At 56.5% G+C, this 26,937-nt stretch carries 28 protein-coding genes; 16 read left to right on the forward strand and 12 right to left on the reverse strand.

Translation table 11 applies throughout. From position 1 onward, the window contains the following. The first annotated feature begins 61 nt into the window (after positions 1-61). From KORM41_RS16500 to KORM41_RS16520, 5 genes are all read left to right on the forward strand, one after another. Positions 62-853 (forward strand): MipA/OmpV family protein, encoded by a 792-nt coding sequence (locus KORM41_RS16500; protein WP_068150728.1) that lies wholly within the window; start codon positions 62-64, stop codon positions 851-853. A gap of 103 nt (positions 854-956) precedes the next feature. Then, a complete protein-coding gene (locus KORM41_RS16505; RefSeq protein WP_068150731.1) occupies positions 957-2,711 on the forward strand; it encodes a serine hydrolase domain-containing protein in 1,755 nt (584 codons plus the stop codon). Between the two features lie 147 nt (positions 2,712-2,858). After that, complete coding sequence (locus KORM41_RS16510; protein ID WP_068150736.1) at positions 2,859-3,119, forward strand: hypothetical protein; 261 nt, start codon at positions 2,859-2,861, stop codon at positions 3,117-3,119. Next, positions 3,120-3,758: a DNA-3-methyladenine glycosylase family protein gene (locus KORM41_RS16515; protein ID WP_068150737.1), complete on the forward strand. Its 639-nt coding sequence runs from the start codon at positions 3,120-3,122 to the stop codon at positions 3,756-3,758. A 16-nt stretch (positions 3,759-3,774) separates the two neighbouring features. Continuing rightward, positions 3,775-4,218, forward strand: a complete 444-nt coding sequence (locus KORM41_RS16520) for a TIGR01244 family sulfur transferase (RefSeq protein ID WP_068150739.1) — start codon at positions 3,775-3,777, stop codon at positions 4,216-4,218. Between the two features lie 6 nt (positions 4,219-4,224). Here the strand turns inward: KORM41_RS16520 and KORM41_RS16525 are convergent, their stop codons facing one another. Continuing rightward, positions 4,225-4,833 carry a GNAT family N-acetyltransferase gene (locus tag KORM41_RS16525; RefSeq protein ID WP_068150742.1) on the reverse strand — a complete coding sequence of 203 codons (609 nt, stop codon included), beginning with the start codon at positions 4,831-4,833 and terminating at the stop codon, positions 4,225-4,227. Positions 4,834-4,858: 25 nt separating this feature from the next. Continuing rightward, positions 4,859-6,910 (reverse strand): S9 family peptidase, encoded by a 2,052-nt coding sequence (locus KORM41_RS16530; protein WP_068151148.1) that lies wholly within the window; start codon positions 6,908-6,910, stop codon positions 4,859-4,861. Positions 6,911-7,072: 162 nt separating this feature from the next. On the opposite strand from KORM41_RS16530, the gene KORM41_RS16535 reads away from it, so the two are divergent. Together KORM41_RS16535 and KORM41_RS16540 are read left to right on the forward strand one after the other, a co-directional pair. Then, complete coding sequence (locus KORM41_RS16535; protein WP_068150744.1) at positions 7,073-8,866, forward strand: aminopeptidase P family protein; 1,794 nt, start codon at positions 7,073-7,075, stop codon at positions 8,864-8,866. Between the two features lie 30 nt (positions 8,867-8,896). After that, on the forward strand, positions 8,897-9,640 hold the full coding sequence (locus tag KORM41_RS16540; RefSeq protein WP_068150746.1) for a metallophosphoesterase: 744 nt from the start codon (positions 8,897-8,899) through the stop codon (positions 9,638-9,640). Here KORM41_RS16540 and KORM41_RS16545 read toward each other — a convergent pair. Continuing rightward, on the reverse strand, positions 9,606-10,034 hold the full coding sequence (locus KORM41_RS16545) for an OsmC family protein (protein ID WP_068150750.1): 429 nt from the start codon (positions 10,032-10,034) through the stop codon (positions 9,606-9,608). The genes KORM41_RS16540 and KORM41_RS16545 overlap by 35 nt on opposite strands. Before the next feature lie 158 nt (positions 10,035-10,192). Here KORM41_RS16545 and KORM41_RS16550 point away from each other — a divergent pair, with 158 nt between their 5' ends. Beyond that, positions 10,193-10,621: a BLUF domain-containing protein gene (locus KORM41_RS16550; protein ID WP_068150752.1), complete on the forward strand. Its 429-nt coding sequence runs from the start codon at positions 10,193-10,195 to the stop codon at positions 10,619-10,621. Here the strand turns inward: KORM41_RS16550 and KORM41_RS16555 are convergent. Both KORM41_RS16555 and trhO read right to left on the reverse strand, forming a co-directional pair. Continuing rightward, on the reverse strand, positions 10,618-11,277 hold the full coding sequence (locus KORM41_RS16555; protein WP_156432029.1) for a glutathione S-transferase: 660 nt from the start codon (positions 11,275-11,277) through the stop codon (positions 10,618-10,620). The genes KORM41_RS16550 and KORM41_RS16555 overlap by 4 nt on opposite strands. Next, positions 11,277-12,254: an oxygen-dependent tRNA uridine(34) hydroxylase TrhO gene (gene trhO, locus KORM41_RS16560; RefSeq protein WP_068150755.1), complete on the reverse strand. Its 978-nt coding sequence runs from the start codon at positions 12,252-12,254 to the stop codon at positions 11,277-11,279. The genes KORM41_RS16555 and trhO overlap by 1 nt, the downstream gene beginning before the upstream one ends. 224 nt (positions 12,255-12,478) lie before the next feature. Here trhO and bfr point away from each other — a divergent pair, with 224 nt between their 5' ends. Then, positions 12,479-12,958 carry a bacterioferritin gene (bfr, locus tag KORM41_RS16565; RefSeq protein ID WP_068150761.1) on the forward strand — a complete coding sequence of 160 codons (480 nt, stop codon included), beginning with the start codon at positions 12,479-12,481 and terminating at the stop codon, positions 12,956-12,958. Positions 12,959-13,061: 103 nt separating this feature from the next. Here bfr and KORM41_RS16570 read toward each other — a convergent pair whose 3' ends face one another. Next, entirely contained in the window at positions 13,062-13,253 is a 192-nt protein-coding gene (locus tag KORM41_RS16570; RefSeq protein WP_068150765.1) for a (2Fe-2S)-binding protein, read from the reverse strand. A 207-nt stretch (positions 13,254-13,460) separates the two neighbouring features. Between KORM41_RS16570 and KORM41_RS16575 the strand changes: the two genes are divergently transcribed. The 7 genes from KORM41_RS16575 (at position 13,461) to KORM41_RS16605 (ending at position 20,183) form a co-directional block, all read left to right on the forward strand. Next, positions 13,461-14,078 (forward strand): PAS domain-containing protein, encoded by a 618-nt coding sequence (locus KORM41_RS16575; protein ID WP_068150770.1) that lies wholly within the window; start codon positions 13,461-13,463, stop codon positions 14,076-14,078. Positions 14,079-14,271: 193 nt separating this feature from the next. After that, positions 14,272-15,483: a glycosyltransferase family 4 protein gene (locus KORM41_RS16580; RefSeq protein ID WP_068150772.1), complete on the forward strand. Its 1,212-nt coding sequence runs from the start codon at positions 14,272-14,274 to the stop codon at positions 15,481-15,483. A gap of 6 nt (positions 15,484-15,489) precedes the next feature. Beyond that, positions 15,490-16,449: a hypothetical protein gene (locus KORM41_RS16585; protein WP_068150775.1), complete on the forward strand. Its 960-nt coding sequence runs from the start codon at positions 15,490-15,492 to the stop codon at positions 16,447-16,449. Positions 16,450-16,534: 85 nt separating this feature from the next. Next, on the forward strand, positions 16,535-17,071 hold the full coding sequence (locus KORM41_RS16590; RefSeq protein ID WP_068150781.1) for a PAS domain-containing protein: 537 nt from the start codon (positions 16,535-16,537) through the stop codon (positions 17,069-17,071). Between the two features lie 176 nt (positions 17,072-17,247). Further along, positions 17,248-18,546 carry a guanine deaminase gene (gene guaD, locus KORM41_RS16595; protein ID WP_068150783.1) on the forward strand — a complete coding sequence of 433 codons (1,299 nt, stop codon included), beginning with the start codon at positions 17,248-17,250 and terminating at the stop codon, positions 18,544-18,546. A 90-nt stretch (positions 18,547-18,636) separates the two neighbouring features. Continuing rightward, a complete protein-coding gene (locus tag KORM41_RS16600) occupies positions 18,637-19,350 on the forward strand; it encodes a substrate-binding periplasmic protein (protein WP_068150786.1) in 714 nt (237 codons plus the stop codon). A gap of 71 nt (positions 19,351-19,421) precedes the next feature. Then, the gene (locus tag KORM41_RS16605; protein ID WP_082720016.1) at positions 19,422-20,183 is read left to right on the forward strand and encodes a substrate-binding periplasmic protein; all 762 of its coding nucleotides are present in this window, start codon (positions 19,422-19,424) and stop codon (positions 20,181-20,183) included. On the opposite strand, the gene KORM41_RS16610 is transcribed toward KORM41_RS16605, so the two are convergent. The 6 genes from KORM41_RS16610 to uraH are packed head-to-tail and all read right to left on the reverse strand — an operon-like array spanning position 20,180 to position 26,832. Beyond that, positions 20,180-20,677, reverse strand: a complete 498-nt coding sequence (locus KORM41_RS16610) for an ureidoglycolate lyase (protein WP_068150793.1) — start codon at positions 20,675-20,677, stop codon at positions 20,180-20,182. The two genes, KORM41_RS16605 and KORM41_RS16610, sit on opposite strands and share 4 nt — an antisense overlap. Before the next feature lie 3 nt (positions 20,678-20,680). After that, positions 20,681-21,868, reverse strand: coding sequence for a urate hydroxylase PuuD (locus tag KORM41_RS16615; RefSeq protein ID WP_068150796.1), 1,188 nt, complete (start codon positions 21,866-21,868; stop codon positions 20,681-20,683). Between the two features lie 54 nt (positions 21,869-21,922). Continuing rightward, positions 21,923-22,681 (reverse strand): xanthine dehydrogenase accessory protein XdhC, encoded by a 759-nt coding sequence (xdhC, locus tag KORM41_RS16620; protein ID WP_068150799.1) that lies wholly within the window; start codon positions 22,679-22,681, stop codon positions 21,923-21,925. 4 nt (positions 22,682-22,685) lie between these two features. Beyond that, positions 22,686-24,992 (reverse strand): xanthine dehydrogenase molybdopterin binding subunit, encoded by a 2,307-nt coding sequence (xdhB, locus tag KORM41_RS16625; RefSeq protein WP_068150801.1) that lies wholly within the window; start codon positions 24,990-24,992, stop codon positions 22,686-22,688. Continuing rightward, a complete protein-coding gene (xdhA, locus tag KORM41_RS16630; protein ID WP_068150804.1) occupies positions 24,985-26,463 on the reverse strand; it encodes a xanthine dehydrogenase small subunit in 1,479 nt (492 codons plus the stop codon). Before xdhA ends, xdhB begins: the two co-directional genes overlap by 8 nt. A 15-nt stretch (positions 26,464-26,478) precedes the next feature. Beyond that, a complete protein-coding gene (gene uraH, locus KORM41_RS16635) occupies positions 26,479-26,832 on the reverse strand; it encodes a hydroxyisourate hydrolase (RefSeq protein WP_068150807.1) in 354 nt (117 codons plus the stop codon). Between the last annotated feature and the right edge of the window lie 105 nt (positions 26,833-26,937).

Consider the following 26,937-nt stretch of genomic DNA (forward strand, 5'->3'; position numbering starts at 1 on the left):
GACGATACTGTCGGCAAGTTTGCTGACGGCAGTTTTTTGTCATACTTCATCAGGATACGCGATGCAGGGCCTTAGCCTGGCCGACCGTTTCAACAATGCAATTGAAGCGGTGCAGGAAGGCATTGACCTCATCTGGCCCGGCGACCTGGACAGCGAAAACATGAACGCCCGCATCGGTATCGGAATGGGCTGGATTCCAGACTATGTCGGGTCCGACAACTACCGTTTCCGCGCCCTGCCAATCCTCGACATCCGCTACAAAGAGCTTTGGCGCCTGAACGGCAGCAAACTCACCTACACCGCCTTCAAGACAGACGGGCTGGAGATCGGCCCACTCGTCAATTTGCATTTCGGCAGGAAGGAAAGCGCCAATAAGGCCCTTACCGGCCTTGGGAACATTGGCACCACCCTGGATGTCGGCATATTTGCTCGCTTCAAACATGAGGGCCTGCTCGTTGAAACAGACGTTCGGCGTGGCATCAGCGAAGGCCAGGGCACCCTTGCGCGCCTGACCGCAGCTCACGGCATTTACCAGAACGGCAATTTTGGCGCGAGCCTGGCTGTTCGGCTGCAGTATTTGTCCCAAAAAGGCATGCAGACCAATTATGGCATCACCCAAGAACAGGCTGACGCTTCCCGTGCTGGCTATGATCCCTTCCGGGCCTCCGCCGGAGTATCGGATGTATCCGCAAATATTATCGGCGCTTATCGTCTGACAGACAAAGCCCGGCTGATGAGCCTCGTCTCTGTTGGCCATCTTCTTGGTGACGCTGCCGATAGCCCGCTGGTGACAAACGGTACAGGATCACCCTTGCAGGTCATCGCCGGCGTGGGCCTGATGATGCAGTTCTGATGAACCATCATTTCCATTCCTTTCTAATGCTCAGGTGGCAATCGAACTCATCTCGTGCTTATATCGCCTGAACCATAGTAACCAGCGATCAACGTGGGGGTTTATGCGCTTCTCCCAAATCATTCTGTGGCTGTGCCTGATGCTAGCGGCGGCCCCAGCCTTTGGTCAGGCCGTTGTGCTCCGGCCCGAGGATGTCCTGCCGCGCATAAAGGACGTTGCACCGGAGGCCTTCTATATCAACGGGCATGATGTACACGGCATGACTGATGAAACTGCCAATACCTATTATCCGCTGGGAGACGCTGCCAAATTTATGCTCGCACTCGTGGCCCTTCGGCTGGCGGATGAGGGCGTCATAAGCCTGGATGAGCCGGTCGCAAAGGCCCTGCCTAGCCTGATCGACTTCAACCCGTTCGAAGTGGCGATCACGCCAAAACACCTCATGGCAGAAACCGCCGGTTTTGCAAGACCGATCGCGGACATTAACGACGCACCGCTCCGCTATTATCTGATCACGTCGCGGGGAGCAGGGCAGATTTCACTACACGATCCCATCGGCTGGCGGCTGCTACAGGCGTTCCTTGAAAAGCGTACGGACCAGCCTGTTGTCGAGCTGCTTGCCCAGGAACTTCTAACGCCGCTTGGCCTGCCGGAAGAGGCTTTAATTCCAGTGGAAACCAGATACCCTGATATGCCCGCCACACCATTGTCCGACGCGGTTTTACGGGGCGATGCTGTTGCTGCAATGGCCCGGTTGCTGCTTGCCAATGAGGATGCCTCAGGCGCACCGTTCCTAACATCGGAAAGCTATGGGCTTCTCACCACGAGACCCCTCTGGCAGATGCATCCGCTTGGGTTTGGGGCTTTGGCAGGGTCACGGCGATACCGGTCTGGGTCACATGAATGGGTCCAACTTGGGCTCTGCAGACCGGGTGTTTCAGTTGTGGCCTTCCCTGCGTCCGGCGTTGCCTACATCCATCCGTCGGCCACACCTTTTCCAAGCGTCCAAAGCCAAAGTTGCGCTGGCAAACTGTTTCGCGAACGGGCGCTCTCGAACGCGACTGCCAACATACCCCCAACGTGGTCCCGACAGGAGGCAATTGCAGCTGCGGATAAATTGCTCGAGCCGGAAACGCTGGGCGGGCGCTACCAATGTGCCAATGTCTCCGCCTGGGTGAAAGACCGGGTTGAAGGATCGGCCACCTGCAGGCTGACGGCCCACTTGATTGACAGCGAAACCTTGACAGCGCAGATCGTGTGGCCACCGCATGCGGACTTTGTTGTGGGACCGCCTTTGTCTCGGCGCTATCAAAGGGAAGCCCCTTATGCCTATCGGGGCAGCCTTGCTGAACAGCCTCTGATCTTCAGCCCCTACCGCGCCGGCGGATATGCCTATATTGGCGACATGGCCTATGTGCGGGTGGGCGTGCTGGGATACTTCCGCACCATTGCTGGAAAATATATCCCGCTGATGATTGTTATCCTCCTTACAGGCGCGCTGCATATCCGCAGCAAAACCTCCGTGCAGTGGCGGCGCTTTGGCTGGTTCTGCCTCGCGGGCGCAACACTGGTCGGGTTCGGCGTCTATGCCGACTGGTACTGGTGGCCAACGGTACTTTATCAGTTGCAAATGCCGTGGCTGATTACGCTGTGGCGCACAGGCCTCAACATCGGGCTAATGCTGCTTCTTGCGCTGCCGATGCTGTCCATGACATTCATCCGGCAACAGAATATGCCCGAACGGGGGGTCGCGCTGCTGTTCGCCGGGCCACACCTGGGGCTGATGTCATTGGCCGCGATTGGCCTCTTTCTGACCACCATTATCTGGGGAATCGCAGGCACCTTCACAGCCTATTGATTTCTCCGTCTGGTCACTATAGGGTCCCGCTCATGACACAAACAGGTGCGTATAAACGAATGTGGCGAATGATCCGCCCGGTTTCCAAAGGAAGCCGGGTCCTTGTCATTTGGTCCAACCACAATTCGTTTACGGGAGTCGCGCACCATGACTGCGCCATTTGAAATAGCTAATAGATTTGATGTCCTCACATGGCGGCAGCCGCACGCGCTCAGCAACGTGCTGTCCCACTTTTCCACCAGCCAAAGCCAGCCGTCACGGGTAAGTACCGTAGCCCACAAGGATGGGACACTTTCGGTCATCATTGTCGTCAAGGAATTGGCCGAAGCGGAAGCCCGTGCTATCCAATCAGACTTGAAAGAAGACAAGCAGGTGCTGCGCGCCATGCTCGAGCATTTTGTGGGATAGATGACCGATTTTATTTTGACAGAGAACGAGATCAGGCGCCGACTTGATCTGGTAGCCAAGGACTGCCCTCATGTAGCAGCGGCAGTAAAGCTTGTCGGCTATCCGGCAGAACGTCGCGGCACACAGGGCTTCCAGACCTTCATGCAGGTAATTGTGGGCCAACAGCTTTCCGTCAAGGCAGCCGCCACAATCCGCGGCCGGGTTGAAGCATTGGTGGGAGACCCCTCAAATCCGGACAGCTACGACAAGGTATCAGACGAAGACCTCCGGTCCGCAGGCCTGTCACGGCAGAAAATATCCTATGCGCGGTCATTGGTTGACACGGTGCGTGACGGCACGCTGGATGTGGACGCACTTCCACACATGTCGGATGAAGGCGCCATCAAGGCCATCACGGCAGTGAAGGGCCTTGGGGTCTGGAGCGCACATATGTACCTGATGTTCTCGCTTGGGCGGCCTGACATCTGGCCAGTTGGTGACCTTGCAGTGCGTGTGGCCGCGGGCCGGATTATCGGTCATGCAGAGCGCCCGACGGAAAAAGAAGCCGAAGTAATTGGTGAACGCTGGAAGCCACACCGAAGCGCCATTGCGCTTCTGGCATGGCATTACTATTCTAACGCCCCTGCCATTGGTGAATAAGTATCAGGAGACAGACATGAGCGATTTTAAGAAAGTGACGGATACGGTTTCTGTCTCCCCGCAAATTAGCAAAGCGGATATTGATGCAGCGGCGGACGCAGGATTTACGCTGATCATCAACAACCGCCCAGACGGCGAGGAGCGCAGCCAACCCGCAAACGCCGACCTGGCGGCTTATGCGGCTGAGAAAGGCCTGAAGTGGGCCAGCATTCCGGTGGTTGGAGGCCAGCTGACCTTTGAATCGATCGAAATGATGTCGATGGCGCTCAAGGACGCCGACGGCCCTGTGTTGGCTTTCTGCCGATCCGGCACCCGGTCCTGCACGCTATGGTCGCTTGCGCAGGCGCTGACCGGTGCGATGGATACAAAGGATATCCTCGATCATGCCGCCAAAGCCGGCTATGACGTTTCAGGCATGGCGCCCACGCTTGAACACCTCAAGCAGCTGCATCATGGCTGACGTTGGCTATGAAGGTTGCTTGTGAATGAAACGTACCGTTTCTTCGTAAATCTCGGCGTCGGGACCATATAGCTCCCACACTTCGTCGCCATCAATCACTGCGTCCTGCCGGTGCTCAAGCCCTAACTTCTTCAGCACATTGCGACTGGCATCATTTCCCCTGAGAACATAGGCGAACAGGTCTTCGTTCGGGAATTTCATTGTTTTCCGAGCTGCCTCGATCGCGGCCTTTCCAGCTTCCGTTGCCAGCCCCTTGCCCCAATATTCCTCCCGGAACCAATAGCCTACTTCGACAAACCGACCATCAGGCGTCGGGCGCATCAACACCCAGCCAAGGGCCGTATCGTCCTCGCTGTCCTCAAGGGTTTTCCAGTTCACCGCATAGAAGAATTTGAAACGCCCCTCTCTGAGGCCTTTCAGGTAAGCCTGCTTCTCCTCAGCCTCATCAGTCCCTGTCGGGCGGGGGATGAAACGCATTACATTGGGGTTCGACAGCATCAGCCAAAATGCGTGTGCATCCCCTTCCTCAAATGGCCTCAATCGCAATCTCTCGGTCTCAACCGGTGCCGGATCAAGGACCAAAGCTTCCCGTTCATAGGTGCCATCCTGTGCCATAAATAATTCCCAACCAATCGTTCGGTTAAATAAGATCAAACGCCATCAAAAGGAATGTATATTCCTCTGCAACTTCGCGGTAGCGTTCAAACCGGCCGGATTTGCCGCCGTGCCCCGCCCCCATGTTGATTTTCATCATCAGCAGGTTGTCGTCGGTTTTCGTGGCTCGCAGCTTGGCTGTCCATTTGGCCGGTTCCCAATAGGTTACGCGCGGGTCATTCAGCCCGCCGGTTACCAGCATGGGCGGATAATCTTTCGCCTCGATGTTTGTGTAAGGGCAATAGCCTTGGATCGTCTCAAACGCTGTCTTGTCCTTGATCGGGTTACCCCATTCAGGCCATTCGATCGGCGTCAGCGGCAGGTCAGCGTCCAGCATGGTGTTGAGCACATCCACAAACGGCACATGCAGCACGACGCCCTTAAACAAATCTGGCGCCTGGTTCACCACCGCACCCATCAGCTCACCACCGGCGCTACCGCCCGAGATGCTGATACCGCCCTTCGAGGCGTACCCTTCATTTTCCAGGTATCGGGCCACATCGACAAAGTCATTGAAGGTGTTGGTGCGCTTCTCCAATTTGCCATCTTCGTACCAGCCATAGCCCAACTCGTCCCCGCCGCGGATATGCGCGATGGCATAGGCAAAGCCGCGATCGAGGAGGCTGAGGCGTGTGGCGGAGAAGCCTGGGCTCATGCCAAGGCCGTAAGCGCCGTAGCCATACAGATGCAGCGGCGCGCCCTTTTTCCAGTCTTTCTTATACACAAGGCTGACCGGCACTTCGACGCCGTCTCGCACTGTCACCATCAAACGCTCGGACGCATACTGCGATTTGTCGTAACCAGATGGGATTTCCTGTTCTTTCTTGAGCGTCAATGTACCGCTACTCAAGTCATAGTCGAACACGCTGGGCGGTGTCACGAGGCTCGAGTACACCAGCCGCACATGTTTCTGGCCAAATTCCGCATTTGTCCCGAGACCCACTTCATAGACCGGTTCCGGCATGCCGATATGGCAGCTATTGCCGTCTGTGAACACTAGGCGGATCTGGTCCAGCCCGTCCTGTTTTTCCTCCACCGCCAGGAAACCGTCGAACGCCTGCATGCCGGTAAGATACAGTGATGCGCTGCCCTCAAGCAGAAGTGACCAGTCCGCCGGGGCATCCACAGGCGCCTTATAGATGCTGAAATTCTTCTGTTCACCATTTGAGCGGATATAGAAATGCCCCGCCCCGTCATGATCGACCGTATAGTCATGGCCCGCTTCCCGAGCACGAACCAGCGCTGGTGCTGCAGATGGATCATCTAGCCGTACAACAAGGTTCTCAGCCGTAACATGGTCAGCGCTTCTGATCACCAGATGCGATTTTGAGCTGGTGCGGCGGATATGAACGAAAAAGCTGGTGTCGCTCTCCTCATAGACCTTGCTGTCTTCGCCACCCAGCGCGTGGAAATTCACCAGATAAGGCCGCCATTCCTTCGAGACCTTCACATAGTAAAAGCCGCTACTGTCTGCCGCCCAGACAATTTCCCCCGAAGCTTCAACAATCTCGACTGCCAGCATCTCACCAGTCACAAGATCCCGCACGCGCGCCGTGAAACGCTCCGACCCGTTGGTATCGGTTGAGAAAGCCAGATATCGCCCGCACGGACTGACGGCCATGCCGCCCAGCTTGAAAAACTCATGCCCTTCGGCTTCCACATTTTCGTCCAGCAGCACATCCCATTCGGTCGCGCCTTTCTCCCGGCGATACCAGGCCCGGTACTCGGCGCCCTTGGCAAAGGCCCAGCGATATTCATAAGAGCCATCCGCCCACGGCACGCTTTCGTCATCTTCCTTGATGCGGCCCTTGATTTCTTCGAACAGGGTGTCCGTCAGGCCCGCATGATCTTTCATTATGGTTTCGAAATAATCATTTTCCTGCTTGAGATATCCGAGAATATCCTTGTCCGTCACCTCAGGATATCCCGGGTCCTTGAGCCAGAAATAAGGGTCCTCAAACGTGATGCCGTGATGGCTTGCCTCATAAGGCTTCCGGGCTGCCATTGGCGGCTTCGGTGACGCGGGTGCTTTCAACATGGTTTTTGTCCTGACTGTCATATGAGTTTTCCAATAGGTAGGCTGCCCAAATCCCGCTGTAAAGGCCCACGGCAAAAGGTGCGACTTTCCTTGCAAAATGCCCCCCGCCCTGCCATGTAAAGCGCAGCTTGTTTTCAGTTGAAACTATAGGAGAAGCCGCCCATGTCCGACCATGCTGCCCGTTTGACCGCCCTTAGAGCTGAGCTGAAGGAGCGCGGCCTTGACGGCTTTATCGTGCCGCTGACGGATGAGCATATGAGCGAATATGTTGGCACCTATGCCCAGCGGCTTCCGTGGCTGACCAATTTCACAGGCTCTGCCGGCAATGCGGCGGTGCTGCAGGATAAAGCCAGCCTGTTCATTGACGGTCGCTACACCATACAGGCAGCGGCAGAGTTGGACCCGGCGCTTTATGAGCATCATCTGTTTGAAAACTATCCCCTGCTGAAGTGGGTTGCCGACAATGCACCAGAGCATGGCGTGATAGGCTATGACCCTGAACTGACGACCATCGCCTGGGTCGAACAGGCCGAGGCTGCGCTGAAGAAAAAAGGCCTGAAGCTGGAAGCGGTAAGCACCAACCCGATCGATGCCATCTGGGAAGACCGCCCTGCTGAACCGCTGGCGCCCGCCCTTGTGCATACGGCAGAGCATGCCGGCAAGTCAGCCGAGGAAAAGCGCGCCGAGATCGGCGAGAAACTGCGCGAGGAAGGCGCGGACGCAGCCGTCATCACCATGCTGGACAGCATTGCATGGGCTTTCAACATTCGCGGTACAGACGTTTCCAACACGCCCGTTACCCATGCCTGGGGCATCCTGCATGCAGACGGCAGCGCCAATCTTTATATCGCGCCCGAAAAAGTCACCGATGAGCTTCGGGTGCACCTGGGCAATCAGGTTCAGATTGAACCCCGCAACACCTTCTATACTGCGCTCGCAGCCCTTGGCGGGGCGGGCCGCAAGATCCTGGCGGACCGGGACACCAATAACGCCAAGGTGTTCAACACCCTGCAGGTCAGTGGCGCAACCATCGTCGAAGGCCAGGACCCTTGCATCCTGCCGAAGGCCGTGAAGAACCCAACCGAGCAGCAAGGCAGCCGTGATGCCCATATCCGTGACGGCGCCGCCATCGCAGAATTCCTGCACTGGATTGAAACCGAAGCGCCCAAGGGCGGCATTGATGAGTTGATCGCTGTCGACAAGCTTTGGGCCTGCCGCAAGAAGCGTGACCTGCTGCGTGACAAAAGCTTCGATACCATCTCAGGCAGTGGCCCGAACGGCGCCCTGCCGCACTACCGCGTGAATGAAGCATCAAACCGCCCCCTCAAGAATGGCGAGCTTTATCTGGTGGACAGTGGCGGCCAGTATCTGGACGGCACGACAGACATCACCCGTACCGTGCCGGTTGGGGACCCGACCGACGAGATGCGCGACCGATTCACCCGCGTGCTCAAAGGCCATATCGCACTGGCTACCACTCGCTTCCCGAAAGGCACCAGCGGGATGGCCCTGGACGCCATCGCCCGCCGCCCGATCTGGGAAGCGGGGCTGGATTATGATCACGGCACAGGCCACGGCGTTGGCGCCTTCCTGGGCGTGCATGAAGGTCCGCAACGCATCGCCAAGGGCGGCACCAGCGTGCCGCTGCAGCCGGGTATGATTCTCTCCAACGAGCCCGCTTATTATAAGGAAAACGCCTTCGGCATCCGGATTGAAAACCTCATCCTTGTCAAACGGGTTGAAGAAGACACCGAGCGCGAGATGTATGAGTTTGAAAACCTCACCTGGGCACCAATTGATCGCCGCCTTGTTGACACCAAAATCATGTCGGACACTGAGCTTGATTGGCTGAACAGGTACCATACACAAGTGTATGATAAGATCGCAGACCTGGTTGACGCCGACACGCGCGAGTGGCTTAAAGAAGCAACCGCACCAATTGAACGCGCAGCATAAACAGGCGAAATAGACAGATCGAGATCCCAGATGAACGCATCCCACCAGAAAGCCCCGCGCCATATCAGGCTACCGGCCAACATGGCCGGACGGGACTTTTTGCTGGGTGACCTGCACGGTGAATACGACCAGTTCGTCGAGGCCATGATGCGCGTCAAGTTTGACCCGGCGAAAGACCGGGTGATTTCGGTTGGTGACCTGGTAGACCGGGGCCCCAGCTCCTACGACTGCATGATGCTTCTGCACAAGCCCTGGTTCTATGCCACCCGTGGCAACCACGAGACCATGCTGCTGGATGCCCAGTTTGATGGTGCCATGGCCATGTGGATGGCCAACGGCGGCGAATGGTTCCTGGAACTGAGTGAAGACCAGAAAGACGACTGCACAACGCTTGCACAACAGATGCCGCTGGCCATCACGCTGGAACTTAAGGACGGTCGAACCATAGGCGTCTGCCATGCCGAATGGCCAGGCGAAGACTGGAGCGTTGTTGAAGAGACCGTGTTCGATCTGTATCAGGTTCAGGCCATGCTGTGGGGCCGCCGTGTGCTCAGCAAAGGCAAGCCCCAGAGTGACCGCTCAGCGGTACTGACAGTGCATGGCCACACGCCGATCGACGCCCCCAAGAAGCTTGGGAGCGCGCTTTTCATTGATACGGGCTGTGTCTATGGCGGCACGCTGACGCTGGTGAGCGTGGAGCAGGCGCTGGCAATCCCGCCAGATGCCAAACCGTCAATCCTCAGTCGGCTTCGCGGACTTCGAAGTCGGTCGTGATCTCGGCCATCGCGCCAAGCTGCACAGACGCCGAACAATATTTGTCTTTTGAAAGCTGAATGGCGCGCTCAACCGCCCGCGGGTCCACACCAACGCCCGTGACCACAAAATGTGCGTGGATTTTGGTAAAGACACGGGGTGGCTCAGCCGCGCGTTCGCTTTCGAGCTCCACCCAGCAATCGGTCACTTTCTGGCGCGATTTCTTCAGCATCATCATTACATCGATGCTGGAACACCCACCCATGCCCAGAAGAAGCATCTCCATCGGGCGGATGCCATGGTCAAGGCCGCCATCGCCGGAGCCTGAGTCCATCACCACGGCATGACCGGAAGGCGACTCACCAATGAACGTCATGTCACCTGCCCATTTTACCCGTGCTTTTTTTGCTGTCATGATCATGCTCCCGGTATGGATTTAAAAATTTGGTTCTGCCGCTTTTAAACCATGCCGGGGCTGTGCGGCAACGGCTGTTCGGTGCAAATTCCTGTTAACGCTATCTTTATCCCTGAATTCATATAGTTAGACATGGTTAACGGTGGAGGCCAGGTGCCGTGCTGTATCATCTTTTATATATCAGCGAACTGAAGAGCGATGCGTCTCAGGACATGGATACCATTGTCCAGCGCTCCAGGGACTATAACAAGGACCATCATATAACCGGTGCGCTGTGGTTTGACGGCACGGTTTTTGTCCAGATGCTGGAAGGGGACCGGATGGCCCTCTCGGGCGCGTTGGCCCGCATCATGCGGTCCGATGCTCATCATAATTTCGAACTGGTCTTTTTTGAACCAGCCGCAGAACGCATCTTCTCTGATTGGTCGATGGCCTATTATCACGCGTCCAAGGACGAGCAGGATATCGTGAAGAAATTTGCCACGGACAATAGCTTCCGGCCGCGCAGGATGTCAGCACAGAGCCTGATCACCTTCATGCGCTATCTGGAGATGGCACGCCACGTGAGCGCCGCCAACAGCATCTAGGCCTGTTCAGGAAAATCGGCTTCCGCGTCACCCACTTGCCACTGCGAGTGCTTTTTCATCACTGACTTGAAAAAGGCGCTTTCGGTGAAAGCCCGAAGCCAGGACCGAAGCGCCGGATAGGGCGCCGCGTCAAACCAGGATCTGTCCACACCCGAGAACTGACGGATAAAAGGCAGGACGGCATAATCCGCAAGGCTCGCGCGGCTGCCGAACAGCCAGCCATGACCGGCGAGGCGTGCTTCAAGCTTTTCAAGGAAGTTTTCCGCCGCCTGCCGATGCGCAAGCGGGTCCACATCTTCGTACCGGGTGGCATACTTGAACCGGTCCAGATGGTGCTTGAAGTCGCCGTCGTTTTCGCGGATCAGCGCGAGCATGCCCTCAAGCGTGCCTTGTTCGGGCGTCAACCAGCCATCCGGATCATTCTGCGTGAGCGCCCATAGCATCACATCGAGGCTTTCGTCGATCACCGCGCCGTCCTGCAACTGCAGCACTGGCACCGTGCCCTTGGGTGAAATCTCCAGCATGTGCGCTGGCTTGTCCCGTAGCACCACTTCCCGAAGCTTTACGGCTACGCCGGCTTGCGCAAGCGCGAGCCGCGCCCGCATGGCATACGGGCAGCGGCGGAAGCTATAGAGAATGGGGCGTTCTTCAGGCACTAATCTGCCTCAGCACTTTCGGCCTTGTCGCCCATTTTGTCACGGGGCGGCTTAGTGATGCCCACATGGCGTTCGCCGCGTTTTTGCGCCAGCTCAATCTGCTTCTGGCGTTCCTTGAAGCGCTCTTTCTGCTCCGGCGTCGTCTCATCGATACACAGCGGGCAGCTCACGCCTTCCTCATACTCCGGCAGCAGCTTGGCGTCCGGCGAAACCGGACGGCGGCAGGCACGGCACATGGTATAGTCCCCTTCCGCAAGGCCGTGACGCACGGATACGCGGTCATCAAAGACAAAACAGTCGCCTTCCCACAGGCTTTCTTCCTCTGGCACTTCCTCAAGATACTTCAGGATGCCACCTTCAAGATGATAGACCTCCTCGTAGCCCTGCTCTTTCATATAAGCCGTGGATTTTTCGCAGCGGATGCCGCCGGTGCAGAACATGGCCAGCTTGGGCTTATCCAGAACACTCTTGTTCTCTTCCGCCCATTTGGGGAACTCGCGGAAGGATTTGGTCTTGGGGTCCACCGCGCCCTTGAAGGTGCCGATGGCCACTTCATAGTCATTTCGCGTGTCCACCACCACGGTGTCTGGGTCTGAGATCAGGGCATTCCAGTCAGCGGGTTTCACATAGGTGCCCACAACCTTGTTGGGGTCCACGCCCTCGACACCCAGGGTCACAATCTCTTTCTTCAGGCGCACCTTCATGCGCAGGAAAGGCTCGTCCGACGCCCAGCTTTCCTTGTGGGTATAGCCGCTGATGGGCGCAATCGTGTGGAGGAAATCAAGCACTTTGCGCACACCCGCTTCGGGGCCTGCGATGGTGCCATTGATGCCCTCGTTCGCCAGAAGAAGCGTGCCCTTCACATCGCCCGCAAGGCACACATCCGTGATTGGCTGCTGCCAATCTTTAAAGTCAGGGAAGGCCGCGAACTTATAAAGCGCAGCCACAAGATAATTCGACATGTCTGTTCCATTCATTTCAGGGGACCGACGCGTAAAGCCGGGACCAAAACTGCGCGCCTTATAGCAAGTTTGACCGCCCCTGTAAAATCAGGAACGAATCGGTCTTTGTTAAAGAAAAATCCCTTTGTTTTCCTGCGATTAAGAACGCCTCTTACCTGCCGATAAGGGTTGGCGACCTGCCCGGCCCTTGCTATAGTCGCGACATATTCAGATCCAGTCAGCGGCAAAGGAGGCTCGTCATGAAAGGCGACAGACAAGTCATTCAGCATCTTAATGTGATTCTCAAGAACGAGCTGACAGCCATCAACCAGTATTTCCTGCATTCCCGCATGCTCAAAGACTGGGGCATGAAAAAGCTGGCGGATAAGGAATACGAAGAATCCATCGACGAGATGAAGCATGCCGATGAACTCATCGAACGCATCCTGTTCCTTGAGGGCCTGCCGAACCTGCAGGACTTGGGCAAGCTGATGATCGGCGAAGACGTGAAAGAGATTTTCGAGTGCGACCTGAAGATGGAGCATACAGCCCACAAGGACCTCAGGGATGCGATCGAATATTGCGAAAGCGTTCGGGACTATGTCAGCCGCGAGCTGCTGGAGAGCATCCTCTCGTCTGAGGAAGAGCATATCGACTGGCTTGAAACCCAACTGGGCCTCCTGGACAAGATGGGCTACCAGAATTACGTGCAGCTTCAAACGCCCGCCGCGGAGGACTAATCCTCACGTTCAACACGCCGGTTTCAGATACAAAAGGACCGCCTGGGCGCGTGCCCTGGCGGTCCTTTTCCCCGTCGTGCCCGGGCTCTCGCCCGGAAGCCACTTATTCTGCGGCAAGAAGGCGCCTGTTCGGTAGCTCCTCTTCAACCAGACCCGTCGCACAGTCGCGGCATGCGCCACAGCAAAAGCCGCCCCCCAGCGACATATAGGCTTCTTCAGCGTTGCTTACGCCACCTTCACGCACAGCTGCGCGGATTTCCCGGTCAGTATATCCATTACAAAGACACACATACATGCTGCGACAAACCTTCTGAAATTGCGAACAATTCTTAGTATTACTATCAACTCGCAATTCGCCCGTCAACAAAGAAATCTCTATATCCCATGCTGAGCGGGGGTTACACGCAATCAGACCGGTGATCCAAACATGAAATTCAGTCGTATTTAATCAAGCATAGGTATGTTATTGTTGAAAAAAAAATGCGGTAGCAGGATAAACCTCATGAACGAACCATACCAAAGAAAGCCTTTTGATTTCCCCCAGGTGCCTCCCAGGGTTGACCTGAAAATGAAGGACGTTGCCGGGTCTGCTCTGGCAGAGAAGCTCAAGCTGTGGCCTGTATTGTGGCGCGACCTGCTGGATGAGGGCAAGGCCATCCCGGCCAAGTCAGACCTTCGTTTACCCAAGCTCGCCTCCATCCTGCCAAATATCATCATTTTTGAACGGCTCCAAGACGGTGACTATACCTTACGCCTTGCAGGCACCGAGGTAGAGGATTGGCTTGGCCGTAAATTGACGGACACAAATCCCCTTTCACTGGTCCCGGAAATTCAACGTCCACGCGTTAGGGCTGTGTATGACAATGTCATCGATCAGCCCTGCGGTTTCTATATTTCCGAAGTCCTCATGCTAAGTCGGGGCAAGAAAGCCCAGGTCACCACGCTGAAATTGCCGCTGACAGATGACGAAGGCACCATCCGGTACTTTTTGGCCGTCTATCAATTCTCCGATGGCGAATATGTTGAAGGGCAGCCGCCAAAGACTGTTGCTGAGCATCAACGCGTAGATCATATCGGCTATATCGATATTGGTTTTGGCGTCCCTGAAACCGCCGGTTAAAAAACACACCCCGCCACCATGCCGCCATTTCCCTGCCGCAATTATCGGTAGAATAAAGCCTGCGACCTTCTGATGACCTAAAAGCTTCATCAAAGGCCGCTAGGAATTGTCCTGAAGGCGGGCCCCACCCTGGCCCGAAACTGGTCATTCGGCAGCGCGAAAAACGGTAACGCGCTATGGGATTAACGGACACATGCCATTTGATATTCACAACCTGAAGCCAAAGCGGATTGCCCTCTTTTCCGGCAATTATAATTATGTGATGGACGGCCCGGTACGAGCGCTCAATACCCTTGTCGCCTTTCTTGAAGAGCAGGGCATCGAGGTGCTGGTCTTTGCGCCAACCGCCGACAAGCCTGCCTTCAAGCACAGTGGCACACTGGTTTCAGTACCGTCTTTTGCGCTCCCAGGCCGCAGCGAATACCGGGTAGCCTTGGGGCTGCCCCGAAGCGTTCGCAAACAGCTTGAGGCCTTTGATCCACAACTGATCCACCTTGCAGCGCCAGACCTTTTAGGGTGCGGCGCGCTCAAGTGGGCGCGCAAGCACAATGTACCTACCGTCTCGTCTTTTCATACCCGGTTTGATACCTACCCCCGCTACTATCACCTTGGCTGGCTGGAGCCGCTGGTGCGCGCCTTCATGCGCCGCTTCTACAACCGATGCGAACAGGTTTATGTGCCGTCGGAATGTATGCGCCAAATTCTGACAGAACAGCATATGGGGGAAGATATCCGCCTGTGGACCCGCGGCGTTGACGCAGACCTGTTTTCACCAACCAAACGTGACATGGCGTGGCGGCGCGACAACGGCATCGCGGACGATGAGGCCGTGATCGCTTTTGTTGGCCGCCTGGTTCTGGAAAAAGGTCTTGGCATTTTTGCCGATACGCTGGATGAGCTGAAGAAACGGGGTCTGAAGCACAAGGCCTTGATCGTTGGCGACGGACCCGAGCGCGAACGGTTCGCCAAGCGCCTGGCCGACGCCGTTTTCTGCGGGTATCTGCAGGGCGAAGATCTGGCCCGAGCCTATGCCTCCGCCGATATTTTCTTCAATGCCAGCATCACCGAAACTTTCGGCAACGTGACCCTTGAGGCGATGGCATCAGCCGTGCCTGCCGTATGTGCAGATGCCTCTGGCAGCCATTTTCTTGTGCGGCCCGGCGAAACAGGCTATCTGGTGCCCCCCGGCGATGTATCGGCTTTCGCTGACAGGCTTGAACGCCTGATCGCCGACGAAGGCCTCAGGGCCGGTATGGCGGAAGAAAGCCTCGCGGACAGCCGGAAATTTTCCTGGGATGCAGTGCTGAACGCTCTGCTGGACAATTATGAACAGGCGATTACCCACTATTGGGCAAAGAAACGCACCAACGCAAAGGTCAGCCGGGGCGCCCGTCTCGCAAAATAGAATATCGTGTCCCAAAGCCCGTTAAAACAGATCGAAAACCTGCTCGCCTCCATCACGGCCAAGCCAGGCTTCACGCTTGTGCTGAAGGTAGTGCAGTTGTCAGCGGTCGCTGGCGTGCTTCTGTTCCTGTCCGGCAAACTGGGGCATATCGGGTGGGACAAAGTGATGGCCAGCCTGCCCACCACACCCTGGTTCTATTTCTTCTTCACCATCATGTATCTGGCCTACCCGATCGCCGAGCAACGGGTGTATCGCCTTATCTGGGCCGGTGAGACAGGGCCTGAACTGGGTGTTTTCCTGCGCATGCGGGTCTATAACTTCGCGGTTCTCAGCTATGCCGGGGAAGCCTTTCTCGGCCTTTGGGCACGGAAAAACCTGAAGCGCAAAAGTGGCCTGATCTTCTCCAACATCAAGGACAGCAATATCCTCTCGGCACTGGCATCAAACAGCTTTACCATCTTACTGCTTCTTGTCTTGTTCTCAAGCGGGCAGCTGCACCTGATTACCGATGCAGATGCCGACTTCCGCTACTATCTTGGCTTGGCTGTGCTTGTGGGCATAATCCTGATCCCCACCGTCATTCATTTCCGCGATCACCTGATTGCACTGGACGGCAGCACCGCCAAAGCCGTTTTCCTGACGCACCTGACCCGCCAGGTCGTGGTCCTTCTGGCGCAGGTGGCCATGTGGGCCGTGGCTGTGCCTGAGGTGCCGATGAGTGCCTGGCTGCTGCTGTTGACCGCCCAGATGGTACTGACACGCGTGCCTTTCCTGCCAAACACGGACCTGCTGCTGGCAGGGCTTGGGATCACACTGATCGGGTACCTGGCGGCCCCTGAAGGCAAGCTTGCCGGGATGTTTTTCGCCGCAGGCGTCCTTTCACAGGCTTCAAATCTGGTAGTTTTTGCACTGGCTTCCCTGCCAAAAACTGCATTGCGCAGGCGCGCGCGCGCCAAACAGGCCTGAGCCAAGCCTGTTTACCAATTCTTTGAATAGGGTATGATAGCTTCGCGACTCAATCAGAACGAGCGTTTGGATAGGATATACTGTCTTGCTGAAGCTGGATCATAGCATCCTGCCCCCTGGCACGGAATTCGGTGAATTTACAGTTCACGGTGGCGCCGATCTTGTGGGCAAAAACAAGATTGCCGATTTCTTCTATGATTATTGGCTTTCCAAGCATGATGGCGACCATTTGCCATGCCGCGCCGACATCAGGCCTACCGACATCCGCCAACATCTGGATCACCTCGTGATTATGGATATCGGTCGGGACAAGCAGCCCTTTTCGCTTAATGTGCGGCTGATCGGCACTCATGTTGCCAATTTCTATGGCGAGATTTCCGGCAAGGACATCAATGAGATGACCAACCAGATTGCCGCCGCCCGCATCTATCACACCAGCGCTTTGGTGTTGGAGCAAAGCCTGCCACAGCTTTGTATCACGCCAGCCGTTTCACCTGACCGCCAATATCTCGAGGCCTACGCACTATATCTGCCGCTTTATGATTCGTCCCGTGAAATTGAGAAAATACTCGTCGCCGTCGATGTTGCTTCGAAGCGTACAGGCCGTTCCCTTTCGGTCTGAATAGGGCTGAAACCTGTTGGAAATCAGCAGCAAAAATGCTTAACTGACCAAAGAGTCAGGATTGTCCGTTTGATCGGGCACCGACCTCCGGTTTATGACACAGTGGAACCCTGCCTGCGGGCGGGGGTTTTTATGCCAGCAACAGGAATTCATAGGGTCAAAGGTAGGAATCTGGTGTGACGGTTAAAGCGATCAAAGGGGCGATATTTCACCTGCTGGACGACCCCGAAACAATCGGGGCAGACCAGGCGACACAGTATTTCGCCGATGGCATGCTCATCCTTGAGGACGGTTTTGTGCGTGCCTGCGGCAAGCGCGCGGACCTTGAACCTGGGCTGGGCACTGGGGCGGAAATTGTAGACCACAGCGGCAGCCTTATTATGCCCGGCTTCATCGACACCCACATCCACTTCCCACAACTGGATATGATCGCTTCCTTCGGTGAAAAGCTGCTCGACTGGCTGGAGCGCTATACCTTCCCTGAAGAAGCCAAGTTCGCAGACCCGGCCCATGCCGAGGAATGCGCCAACTTTTTTCTTGAAGAACTGCTTCGGAACGGCACCACAAGCGCACTCGTATACGGCACGGTTCACAAGGAATCCATCGATGCCCTGTTTGGGGCTGCCTATAAGCGCGGCATGCGGATTGTGGCCGGCAAGGCACTGATGGACAGGAATGTACCCGAAGCGGTGCGCGACACGGCCGAAAGCGGGGACCTTGATAGCCGTGAGCTGATTGAAAAGTGGCACGGCAAAGGCCGCCTCGGGTATGCTGTGACGCCTCGTTTCGCCCCTGCCTGCTCCGATGACCAGCTCACTCGTGCTGGCAAACTGCTGGCTGAAATCCCGGACCTGTTAATGCATACCCATATGGCGGAAAACACCAGCGAGATGGACTGGGTGAAAACCCTCTATCCGGACGCCAAAGACTATCTGGATGTCTATGCCAAATTCGGCCTGCTGACCGACCGCAGCGTATTTGCCCACTGCATCCATACGGGGGGCGAGGTATTCCAGCGCATGGCAGAGCATGGCGCCGCCGTCAGCCACTGCCCGACATCGAACCTGTTTCTTGGGAGTGGTCTCTTTAATCTCAGGGAAGCGGAGAAATATGGCGTCAAGGTCGGCCTGGGCACTGACGTGGGCGCAGGGACCAGCTTCTCAATGCTGCAGACGCTCAACGAAGCCTACAAGGTAAGTCATCTGAAGGGCCACGCCCTTGACCCCTATAAGTCTTTCTTCCTTGCCACCCTTGGCGGTGCACGCGCGCTCAATATGGCGGACAAGGTGGGAAATTTCGAAGATGGCAAAGAAGCTGATTTCATTGTCCTCGACATGGCCGCGACACCGCTTCTGAAGCGGCGACTGAAAACCTGCACCTCTATCGACGAGACACTTTTTGTCCTGTCGATGCTGGGTGACGACCGCACTATCAGTCATACCTATATCGCGGGCGAGTGCCGCTACTCAAAATAAGTGCCCAAAATAAGTACAAGGCATACATTGCCCCTTAATCAAGTTACGTTATAGTGAACCTTTGACCACTGCATATGGGCGGGAATATAGTTGTTCACTGCATTTGCCTTACTTTCGACTGTTCTTTTGCAGTCTGCAGACGCACCCCCAACGCTCGAGCTTTATACCGAGCATAACCCGCCCTTTACCTACAAACAGGAAGAAACCGGGGAAATCGCTGGCGCCACTATGGCAGTCGTCAGGGAACTCATGCAGCGCGCAGACGTCCCTTACACGGTGGAGCTTATCCCCTGGAAGCGGGCCTATTCCGAAACACTTCGCCAGAAGAATGCCTGTGTCTTTGGCATGAACCGCACCCCTGAACGGGAGAAGAAGTTCCTTTGGGTGTCGCCTCTATTTGAAGGCCCCTGGTCCTTTTTCAAGCGGCCCGATGCCGCAATTGAGCTGACGTCCCTTGCAGATGTAGCGGCCTATAAAGTGGTCGCGACAAGTGGCTATGCGTCCGCGCTGGCGCTTCAGCAAACCGGGCACCAGAAAGTCCTGATGGCAACCAGCAACGAACGCGCGATGCAACTGCTATTTCATGGCAGGGTCGACCTGATGCTGCTCGGTGACTTTGAGGCGCCCTATGTGGCAAAAGCGGCAGGCCTACCCACTCCGACAAAAGCACTGCAGTTCAAGGAGGCCTTTACCGGCATGGGCTGCAATTTAGGGACTGACCCATCGATTATCGCCAAACTGCAGGCCGCAAACGCCACCATGGCCGACTTTCGCAAGAAAGCCTACAGCAACATCGACTATTAAAGCCATGTCGTGACCGGGTGGCGTGCTTCGTCTCTGGTGTCACTCTCAAAAACATGTAAACTGATTACCGGATGGGACAACAACAGCTGGAGCACTTTGTGTTCGCTGCCTTCGCCTTTGCTGCAACTGTAACCGCTGCTGAGCCAGTGCCCGCACCACTGCCTGAGGCACCGCAGCTGAGCCTCTATACCGAGCATAACCCACCCCTCACTTACCTGTCCGCAGACAGCCAGAAAATTGAAGGCCTGGTTTTCATCATTGTCGACGAAATGCTGAAACGGGCCAATATCAACTATACTATTGAGCTCTTGCCCTGGAAGCGCGCTCTGTCTTTAACGCGGCGCTCACCGAACACTTGCCTGTTTGCTATGGACCGCACCCCCGATCGCGAAAACAAATTCCTGTGGGTCTCTCCCCTTTATGAGGGGCGTTGGGCCTTCTTCAAACGACCGGATTCCCCCTTGGAGCTTGAGAGCCTGGCGGATATCGCCCCCTATCAGATCGCCACTGTATCTGGATACGCATCCGCAAACGCGCTTCAGGAAACCGGCCATGAAAGAATCCTGAATGCGGGCACAAATGTGGATGCTGTGCGGCTTCTTTTTCATGGTCGAGTCGACCTTTTGTTGACCGGCGCCGTTGAAATTCCCTACATCGCCAAGGAAGCAAACACACCTTTGCCGCTAGAAGCCTTGCCTTTTAAAAATGTATCCACAAGCATGGGCTGCAGCCTGGACACTGACCCTGACCTTATGCGTAAGCTTCAACAGATCAATGAAGAAATGACGGACTTTAAAAGACAAGTCATGGGACAGGCCACCCCGACAGATTAAATCTCCAATGTGACCTGCTCGCTTGCCTTCAGGTGGTATTCCACGCAGTTGTCATCATCCGCGATCCGGTCAATCACCAGAAAATCACTGATATCCTCAAGCGCGAGCGAGAAATGATGCCAGGTACCAGCATGATAGTTCACACCTTGATCGCCGCTTGCCAGAAAGGCCCGCATACCCCGCGCTTCAAACGGTCCCTTCGGCGCCACAACCACCAGATAGGATCGGGCGGAAAGCGGCACAAACGCCTGTGACGACTTGGGGTGATATTCCATCACCTCAATCATGATCGGCATCGGAAGCGGTGCCGAGCGAAAGATGCTGATGCCAGCCTTCGCACCGTCCGCCGTTACATTGATGGTCGCCAGATCATGAAAGCGCGTAGTGTTGCCGTAATTGATTGTGTGCTTTTCGGCATCATCGGACGCCTCAATCACATCGCCAAAAGGCGCAAAAGCTTCACGTGTCAGTGGTTCGACCTTTAGTTTGCGCATGGCTTACCTTCTCGCTCCGTCTTCGATCCATTTGCCAAGAAGCGCGCGTTCCTCGTCCGTCATACCCGTCTCGTTGCCAAGCGGCATGATATCGGACATCACAGCCTGCTCCATGATCTTGGGCGCATATTGAACCACCTGATCAGCGGTGTCGAACATCACGCCGCCCGGTGCTTCCGGGAAAAATTCGTGGGTTGGCGCCGCCGCGTGGCACATATTGCAATGCTTCCCCAGAACCGCCTGAACCTGCCCGAACGTCACAGTCTCTTTCACCTCCACACGACTTGCTTTTTCAGCCTCTGCGGCAAAGAAAGCAATGGCGAGGAAAAGCACCACCGAGGCCACAACAAGCGCCGGGCTTGTCTTGCCCTTGTGGCGCAAGTTGAAGAAATGCCGCACCATCACACCCACAAGGCCAATGGCCGCCACAACCACCCAATTGTAAGGACTTGAGAAGGTCATTGGATAGTGGTTGGAGATCATCAAAAACAAGACTGGCAGAGTCATATAGTTGTTATGCAAGGATCGTTGCTTGCCCATCTGGCCAAGTTTCGGGTCCGGCGTCTCTCCCGCCGTCAAGGCGGACACCACCTTCTTCTGGTTCGGGATAATCACCATGAACACATTGGCCGCCATGGCGGTGCCCACAATGGCACCGATATGGATGAAGGCCGCCCGGTCAGAAAAAATATGCGTCAGCGCATAGGCCGCAGCGGTCAGGGCCGCGAACCAGATGATGCCCGTAAGCGTATTGTTCGTGCCAAGGGGTGACCGGCAAAGGCCATCATAAAACACCCAGCCGCCAACCAGGAAAGCCAGGCTGATACCGATTGCCTCAAACTGCGTCAGGTCCATCTTTGATTTGTCGATCAGGAACAGATCAGCGCCCAGATAATAAATCACGGCCAGAAGCGCAAAGCCGGACATCCAGGTGAAATAGGCTTCCCATTTGAACCAATGCAGGTTTTCGGGCATCTGTTCCGGCGCTACGGCATATTTCTGCTTATGGTAAAAGCCACCGCCATGCACAGACCACAGCTCACCCGACATACCTTTCTTGGGCTCTTTCGGGCTTTCAAGGTGGTTATCCAGCCAGATGAAATAGAAACTGGAGCCAATCCAGGCGATGCCGGTGATGAAATGCAGCCAGCGAATGGCCAGATTAAGCCAAGGAGTAAAATCGAATTCCATCGTCCCGTCTTTCCTTCATACTTCTGGCAAACCACCTGTCGCCCGAGCGGGCCGTTACAGATGCTGCAACAGCTGTGCGGCGATGCCGGCGGCGATAATCTCGGGTTCCTTACCCGTGACACCTTCAACCCCAATAGGGCAGATGAGCCTCAGCAAGTCTTCTTCCGCGATCACACGTTCCTTGAGCATGCGGTTTTCAAACCGCGCGCGTTTGGTCTTTGACCCAATCAGCCCGCAATAGCGTGCGTCACCGCGCCCCAGTACCGCGGCCGTGATGGCGTAATCCAGCTGGTGGCTGTGGGTGAAAATCAGGAACAGGCTGCCTGGGGCTGCGCTTTCCACCACTTCGACGGGGTCGCGGTCTGTCACCCTTTCTGCATGTTTGGGCATAAAACTTGGGAACTCATGCGCGCGCGCGTCCACCCAGGTCACCTGAAACGGCAGCTTGTGGATCGCAGCCATCACGGCCTTGCCCACATGCCCTGCGCCGAACATATAGAGCGGTGTCCGTGCGCGGCGGTCGGTCATCAAAGCCATGCGCTCACTGAGCGGTTTTTTGGTGAGTTTCAGCGTCACGCTGCCGCCACAGCATTGTTCGAGCAAAGGGCCAAGCGCGTAATTCTGGCTGAGTTCAGTGAGCGCATCATCCGCCAGCAGCTTATGCGCCTGTTCAATCGCCTGATATTCGAGGTTGCCGCCGCCGATGGTGCCCTGGATGCCGCGTGCATCCACCCACATGGTCGTGCCCGCCTCACGCGGCACTGAGCCTTTGGTCTCCTCGACAACAATCAGAACGCCATACTCGCTACTCACCGGCCTACCCCTTAAGTGCCCGTACCGCCATCAGCACCTCTTCAGGCGTGGCGGGCGCGTTTAGCTTTGGCGAAACCTTATAGTCACCTACAGACGCTACCGCGTCGCGGATCGCCAGGAACACACTGTTCGCCAGCATGAACGGCGGTTCGCCGACCGCCTTTGACCGGTGGATCGTGGCTTCCACATTGCGACCTTTACTGTAAAGCTCGATATTCATCACTTCCGGCCGGTCGCTGCAGGCTGGGATTTTGTAGGTGCTGGGGGCGTGGGTCCGCAGGTTGCCCTGCCCGTCGAACACCAGCTCTTCGGTTGTCAGCCAGCCCATGCCCTGGATGAAGCCACCCTCGATCTGGCCCTTGTCGATCGCCGGATTGAGCGACCGGCCGGTGTCATGCAGGATGTCAACTTGGGTAACCTTATATTCACCCGTGAGCGTATCGATCATCACCTCACTCACAGCCGCACCGTAGCAGAAATAAAGGAACGGCCTGCCTTTGTGGGCCGCGCGGTCATAGTGGATCTTGGGCGTTTTATAGAAACCGGTGGCGGACAGCGACACCCGGTTCAAATAGGCCGCTTTCGTTAGCTCCTCAAACGCCAGTTCGTTGTTTTCCACGTAAACCTTGTTGTTCCTGAAGGTCACCCGATCAGTCGGGCAGCCATACCTCGAGGCCGCGAAATCCACAAGCCGCGCCTTAATTTTGCGCGCGGCATCCAAGGCCGCCATGCCGTTAAGGTCAGACCCACTTGACGCCGCCGTCGCCGACGTGTTGGGCACCTTCGCGGTCGTCGTGGCAGTGATTTTGATCTTGTCCACGTCGATCTGGAATTCTTCGGCCACCACTTGGGCTACCTTCACAAACAGGCCCTGCCCCATTTCCGTGCCGCCATGGTTCAGGTGCACACTGCCGTCGGCATAGACATGCACCAGCGCGCCCGCCTGGTTAAGGTGGGTCGTGGTGAAGCTGATGCCGAACTTCACGGGTGTCAACGCCATGCCTTTCTTCAGCACCGGGCTCGCGGCATTGAACTCCCGGATCGCCGTCCGGCGCGCCTTATAGTCGGCGCTTTCTGCTAGCTCAGTGATCAGCTCCCCGGCGATATTGTCTTCAACCGTCATGCCGTAAGGCGTGATATCCCGGCCTTCGCCGTAAAGGTTCGCAAGCCGCACTTCCGTGGGGTCCTTACCCAGCGCGCGAGCGATATCGTCGATGACATACTCGATGCCGATCATGCCCTGCGGGCCACCGAAGCCGCGGAAGGCGGTGTTCGACACCGTGTGGGTTTTCAGGCGGTGCGACCTGATCGTGCTGTCCCCAAGGAAATAGCAGTTGTCAGCATGGAACATGGCGCGGTCGTTGATGGCGGGCGACAGGTCGGTGGACCGGCCACAGCGCGAGGCCATCTCAATCTCAATGCCGAGGATGTTGCCGTCGTCGTCGAAGCCCACGTCATACCCGTACTTGAAATCATGACGCTTGCCGGTCATAACCATGTCGTCGTCGCGGTCGAGCCTCAGCTTGGCAGGCCGTCCTGTCTTCACGGCAACGAGCGACGCCATCGCTGCAAACATGGCCGGGTGGGTTTCCTTACCGCCAAAGCCGCCGCCCATTCTGCGCACTTCAACCGTCACTGCATTCGTCGGGCGGCCAAGAACCTGGGCCACCAGATGCTGCACCTCTGATGGATGCTGGGTACTGGAAAACACATGCACATCGCCGTCTTCCTGTGGGGTCGCGTAGGCGATCTGGCCTTCAAGATAGAAATGGTCCTGCCCGCCAATACGGAAGCTGCCCTGAAGCCGGTGGGGGGCGGAGCCAAGCGCCGCTGCAGCATCACCCTGCCCCATGGTCTGCATGGGCTCTATTGCACTTTCCGCTTCCAGCGCGTCATCGATGGTGATCAGCGCAGGCAGTTCCTCGTAGGTCACATCCGCCAGCTTCGCGGCGGCGCGGGCAAGGTCAACGCTTGTGGCGGCTACGGCGAAAATCGGCTGGCCAACATATTCCACAAGGCCTTCCGCGAACAGTGGATCATCGCCCGCGAAGGCGCTGACGTCATTGTGGCCGGGAATATCCTCAGCCGAAATCACGCAAACCACACCTTTGGCCGCCTTCACCGCGCTAAGATCCATTGCTGTAATGCGGGCGTGGGCCTTCTTGCTCATGGCCACATAAAGATGCAGCAGGTCCTTCGGCTCCGGCAGATCGTCGATATAGCGTGCCTCACCAGAGACATGCTTGTGCGCGCTGTCGTGGCGTAACTCCTTGTGCACGGCACCCTTGATATCCGAAAGCGTATCAGACATGCGCAAGTACCTTATCGCCCACCAACCGCGTCGCGATATCTGTCGTAGTCTCAAGATAGGCCCGCATCAGCAGGTTCTGGGCCACTTGCATGCGGTACTCAGCACTCGCCCGCATGTCGGAAATCGGCGCATAGTCCTGGCGCATCGCTTCCATCGCGGCTTGGGCAGCTTCCAGGGACCATTCCTTGCCCACGAGCGCTGCCTCTGTCGCGGTCGCGCGCTTCGGGGTCGCAGCCATGCCACCAAAAGCGATGCGGGCGTCCTCGACAATGCCGTCCACAATAGTCAGGCAGAAAGCCCCACACACGGCAGAGATATCCTGGTCGAACCGCTTGGAGATTTTATAGGCCCTGAATCGGCGATTCTCCTGGGGTTTCGGCACAATGATGCGCACTAGGAACTCGCCTGGGGTGCGGTCCTGCTTGCCGTATTCGATAAAATAATCCTCAAGCGCGATGGTGCGTTCATCCGTGCCTTTCCTGAGAACCAGTTCAGCCCCTGCCGCAATGAGGGCAGGTGGGCTATCCCCGATGGGTGAGCCGTTGGCGATGTTGCCGCCGATGGTGCCGCTGTTTCTGATCTGCACACTGGCGAAGCGGCGATAAAGCTCCCCCATATCCGGATAGTATTTCGCCAGGACGTCCATGCCGTCAGAGACACTGACACCCGCGCCAATCTCAATCGACTCGCCAGACTCGCGAGTCTCCTTCAGGGCCGCCACCGCGCCGGTATAAATCACAACCGACAGTTCCCGGTGCTGCTTCGTGACCCACAGGCCAACGTCCGTCCCGCCCGCCAGGATCGTAGCCTTTGGATACTGCTCAACCAATTCTGCCAGCGCCTCAGTTGTTACTGGAGCGAAATATTTTTTTTCAGCCCCGGAAACCGGGTCTTTTGCTATCAACTCCAGCGTCTCGTGCCGCTTAAGCGCCATCAGCCCTTCGATCTTTTCCTTCAGCGCCATATGGTCCATAGGGACACGCGCTTCCTGTGCCCGCATCCCGGCCTCAAGGAGCGGGCCATAGCCGGTGCAACGGCACAGGTTGCCCGCAAGCGTGTCATTAAGCCCCTCGCGCGTTGCGGTAACACCGTCCTCATACAAGGCATAAAGGCTCATCACGAAACCCGGCGTACAGAAGCCGCATTGGGAGCCGTGAGTATCCACAATCGCCTGCTGCACAGGATGCAGCGTGCCATCAGCACGCTTCAGGCTTTCAACCGTAATCAGCTCCTTGCCGTCCAGCGTGGGCAGGAAAAGGATGCAGGCGTTTACCGCCCGGTAGCGCATTTCCTCGTCAACCACTTCACCAAGCACTACCGTGCAGGCGCCGCAGTCGCCCTCCGCGCAGCCTTCCTTGGTGCCGGTGCGCGCCAGGCGGTAGCGCAGGAACTGGAGCACCGTTTCCGTGGGATCCGGGTTCACAAGCTCATGCAGTTCACCATCCAGAAGAAATCTGACTGTGCCGTACATCAGGCCAAAAACTCCCTAACTGCCACGATAGGTGCTGTAGCCAAAGGGCGAGATCAGGAGCGGCACATGATAGTGCGCGCCCGCGTCCGCAACACCAAAACGGATTGGCACGACATCAAGGAAAGCCGGATCAGAAAGCCCGGTGCCGCGCGCACGGAAATAATCGCCCGCTGCGAATTCCAGCAGATACTCACCTTTGGCGAAATCGGCCCCTTCCAGAAGCGGTGCATCCACCCGACCGTCATTGTTGGTGACAGCTTCCCTCAAGAGCGTCATGCCATCAGACTTGAGCGCATAGAGCTTGATATGAATGCCTTCTCCCGGACACCCATTTGCCGTGTCCAGGACATGGGTGGTAAGCCTTCCCATATTGCCCTCGTGAAGTCAGTTGAAATTCGTCATGCTCAACCCTGACCGAAGAATCAGGATTTGTAAAGTAGATCATCGACACTTTTGATATGAAATTGTTGACAA

The organism is Kordiimonas lipolytica, from assembly GCF_001550065.1.

What these genes read in the sequence shown, in the direction of transcription:
- KORM41_RS16500 (WP_068150728.1), top strand. Translation starts at nt 62, where the DNA reads ATGCAGGGCCTTAGCCTGGCCGACCGTTTCAACAATGCAATTGAAGCG.
- KORM41_RS16505 (WP_068150731.1), top strand. Translation starts at nt 957, where the DNA reads ATGCGCTTCTCCCAAATCATTCTGTGGCTGTGCCTGATGCTAGCGGCG.
- KORM41_RS16510 (WP_068150736.1), top strand. Translation starts at nt 2,859, where the DNA reads ATGACTGCGCCATTTGAAATAGCTAATAGATTTGATGTCCTCACATGG.
- KORM41_RS16515 (WP_068150737.1), top strand. Translation starts at nt 3,120, where the DNA reads ATGACCGATTTTATTTTGACAGAGAACGAGATCAGGCGCCGACTTGAT.
- KORM41_RS16520 (WP_068150739.1), top strand. Translation starts at nt 3,775, where the DNA reads ATGAGCGATTTTAAGAAAGTGACGGATACGGTTTCTGTCTCCCCGCAA.
- KORM41_RS16525 (WP_068150742.1), bottom strand. Translation starts at nt 4,833, where the DNA reads ATGGCACAGGATGGCACCTATGAACGGGAAGCTTTGGTCCTTGATCCG.
- KORM41_RS16530 (WP_068151148.1), bottom strand. Translation starts at nt 6,910, where the DNA reads ATGTTGAAAGCACCCGCGTCACCGAAGCCGCCAATGGCAGCCCGGAAG.
- KORM41_RS16535 (WP_068150744.1), top strand. Translation starts at nt 7,073, where the DNA reads ATGTCCGACCATGCTGCCCGTTTGACCGCCCTTAGAGCTGAGCTGAAG.
- KORM41_RS16540 (WP_068150746.1), top strand. Translation starts at nt 8,897, where the DNA reads ATGAACGCATCCCACCAGAAAGCCCCGCGCCATATCAGGCTACCGGCC.
- KORM41_RS16545 (WP_068150750.1), bottom strand. Translation starts at nt 10,034, where the DNA reads ATGACAGCAAAAAAAGCACGGGTAAAATGGGCAGGTGACATGACGTTC.
- trhO (WP_068150755.1), bottom strand. Translation starts at nt 12,254, where the DNA reads ATGAATGGAACAGACATGTCGAATTATCTTGTGGCTGCGCTTTATAAG.
- bfr (WP_068150761.1), top strand. Translation starts at nt 12,479, where the DNA reads ATGAAAGGCGACAGACAAGTCATTCAGCATCTTAATGTGATTCTCAAG.
- KORM41_RS16570 (WP_068150765.1), bottom strand. Translation starts at nt 13,253, where the DNA reads ATGTATGTGTGTCTTTGTAATGGATATACTGACCGGGAAATCCGCGCA.
- KORM41_RS16575 (WP_068150770.1), top strand. Translation starts at nt 13,461, where the DNA reads ATGAACGAACCATACCAAAGAAAGCCTTTTGATTTCCCCCAGGTGCCT.
- KORM41_RS16580 (WP_068150772.1), top strand. Translation starts at nt 14,272, where the DNA reads ATGCCATTTGATATTCACAACCTGAAGCCAAAGCGGATTGCCCTCTTT.
- KORM41_RS16605 (WP_082720016.1), top strand. Translation starts at nt 19,422, where the DNA reads ATGGGACAACAACAGCTGGAGCACTTTGTGTTCGCTGCCTTCGCCTTT.
- KORM41_RS16610 (WP_068150793.1), bottom strand. Translation starts at nt 20,677, where the DNA reads ATGCGCAAACTAAAGGTCGAACCACTGACACGTGAAGCTTTTGCGCCT.
- KORM41_RS16615 (WP_068150796.1), bottom strand. Translation starts at nt 21,868, where the DNA reads ATGGAATTCGATTTTACTCCTTGGCTTAATCTGGCCATTCGCTGGCTG.
- xdhB (WP_068150801.1), bottom strand. Translation starts at nt 24,992, where the DNA reads ATGTCTGATACGCTTTCGGATATCAAGGGTGCCGTGCACAAGGAGTTA.
- xdhA (WP_068150804.1), bottom strand. Translation starts at nt 26,463, where the DNA reads ATGTACGGCACAGTCAGATTTCTTCTGGATGGTGAACTGCATGAGCTT.
- uraH (WP_068150807.1), bottom strand. Translation starts at nt 26,832, where the DNA reads ATGGGAAGGCTTACCACCCATGTCCTGGACACGGCAAATGGGTGTCCG.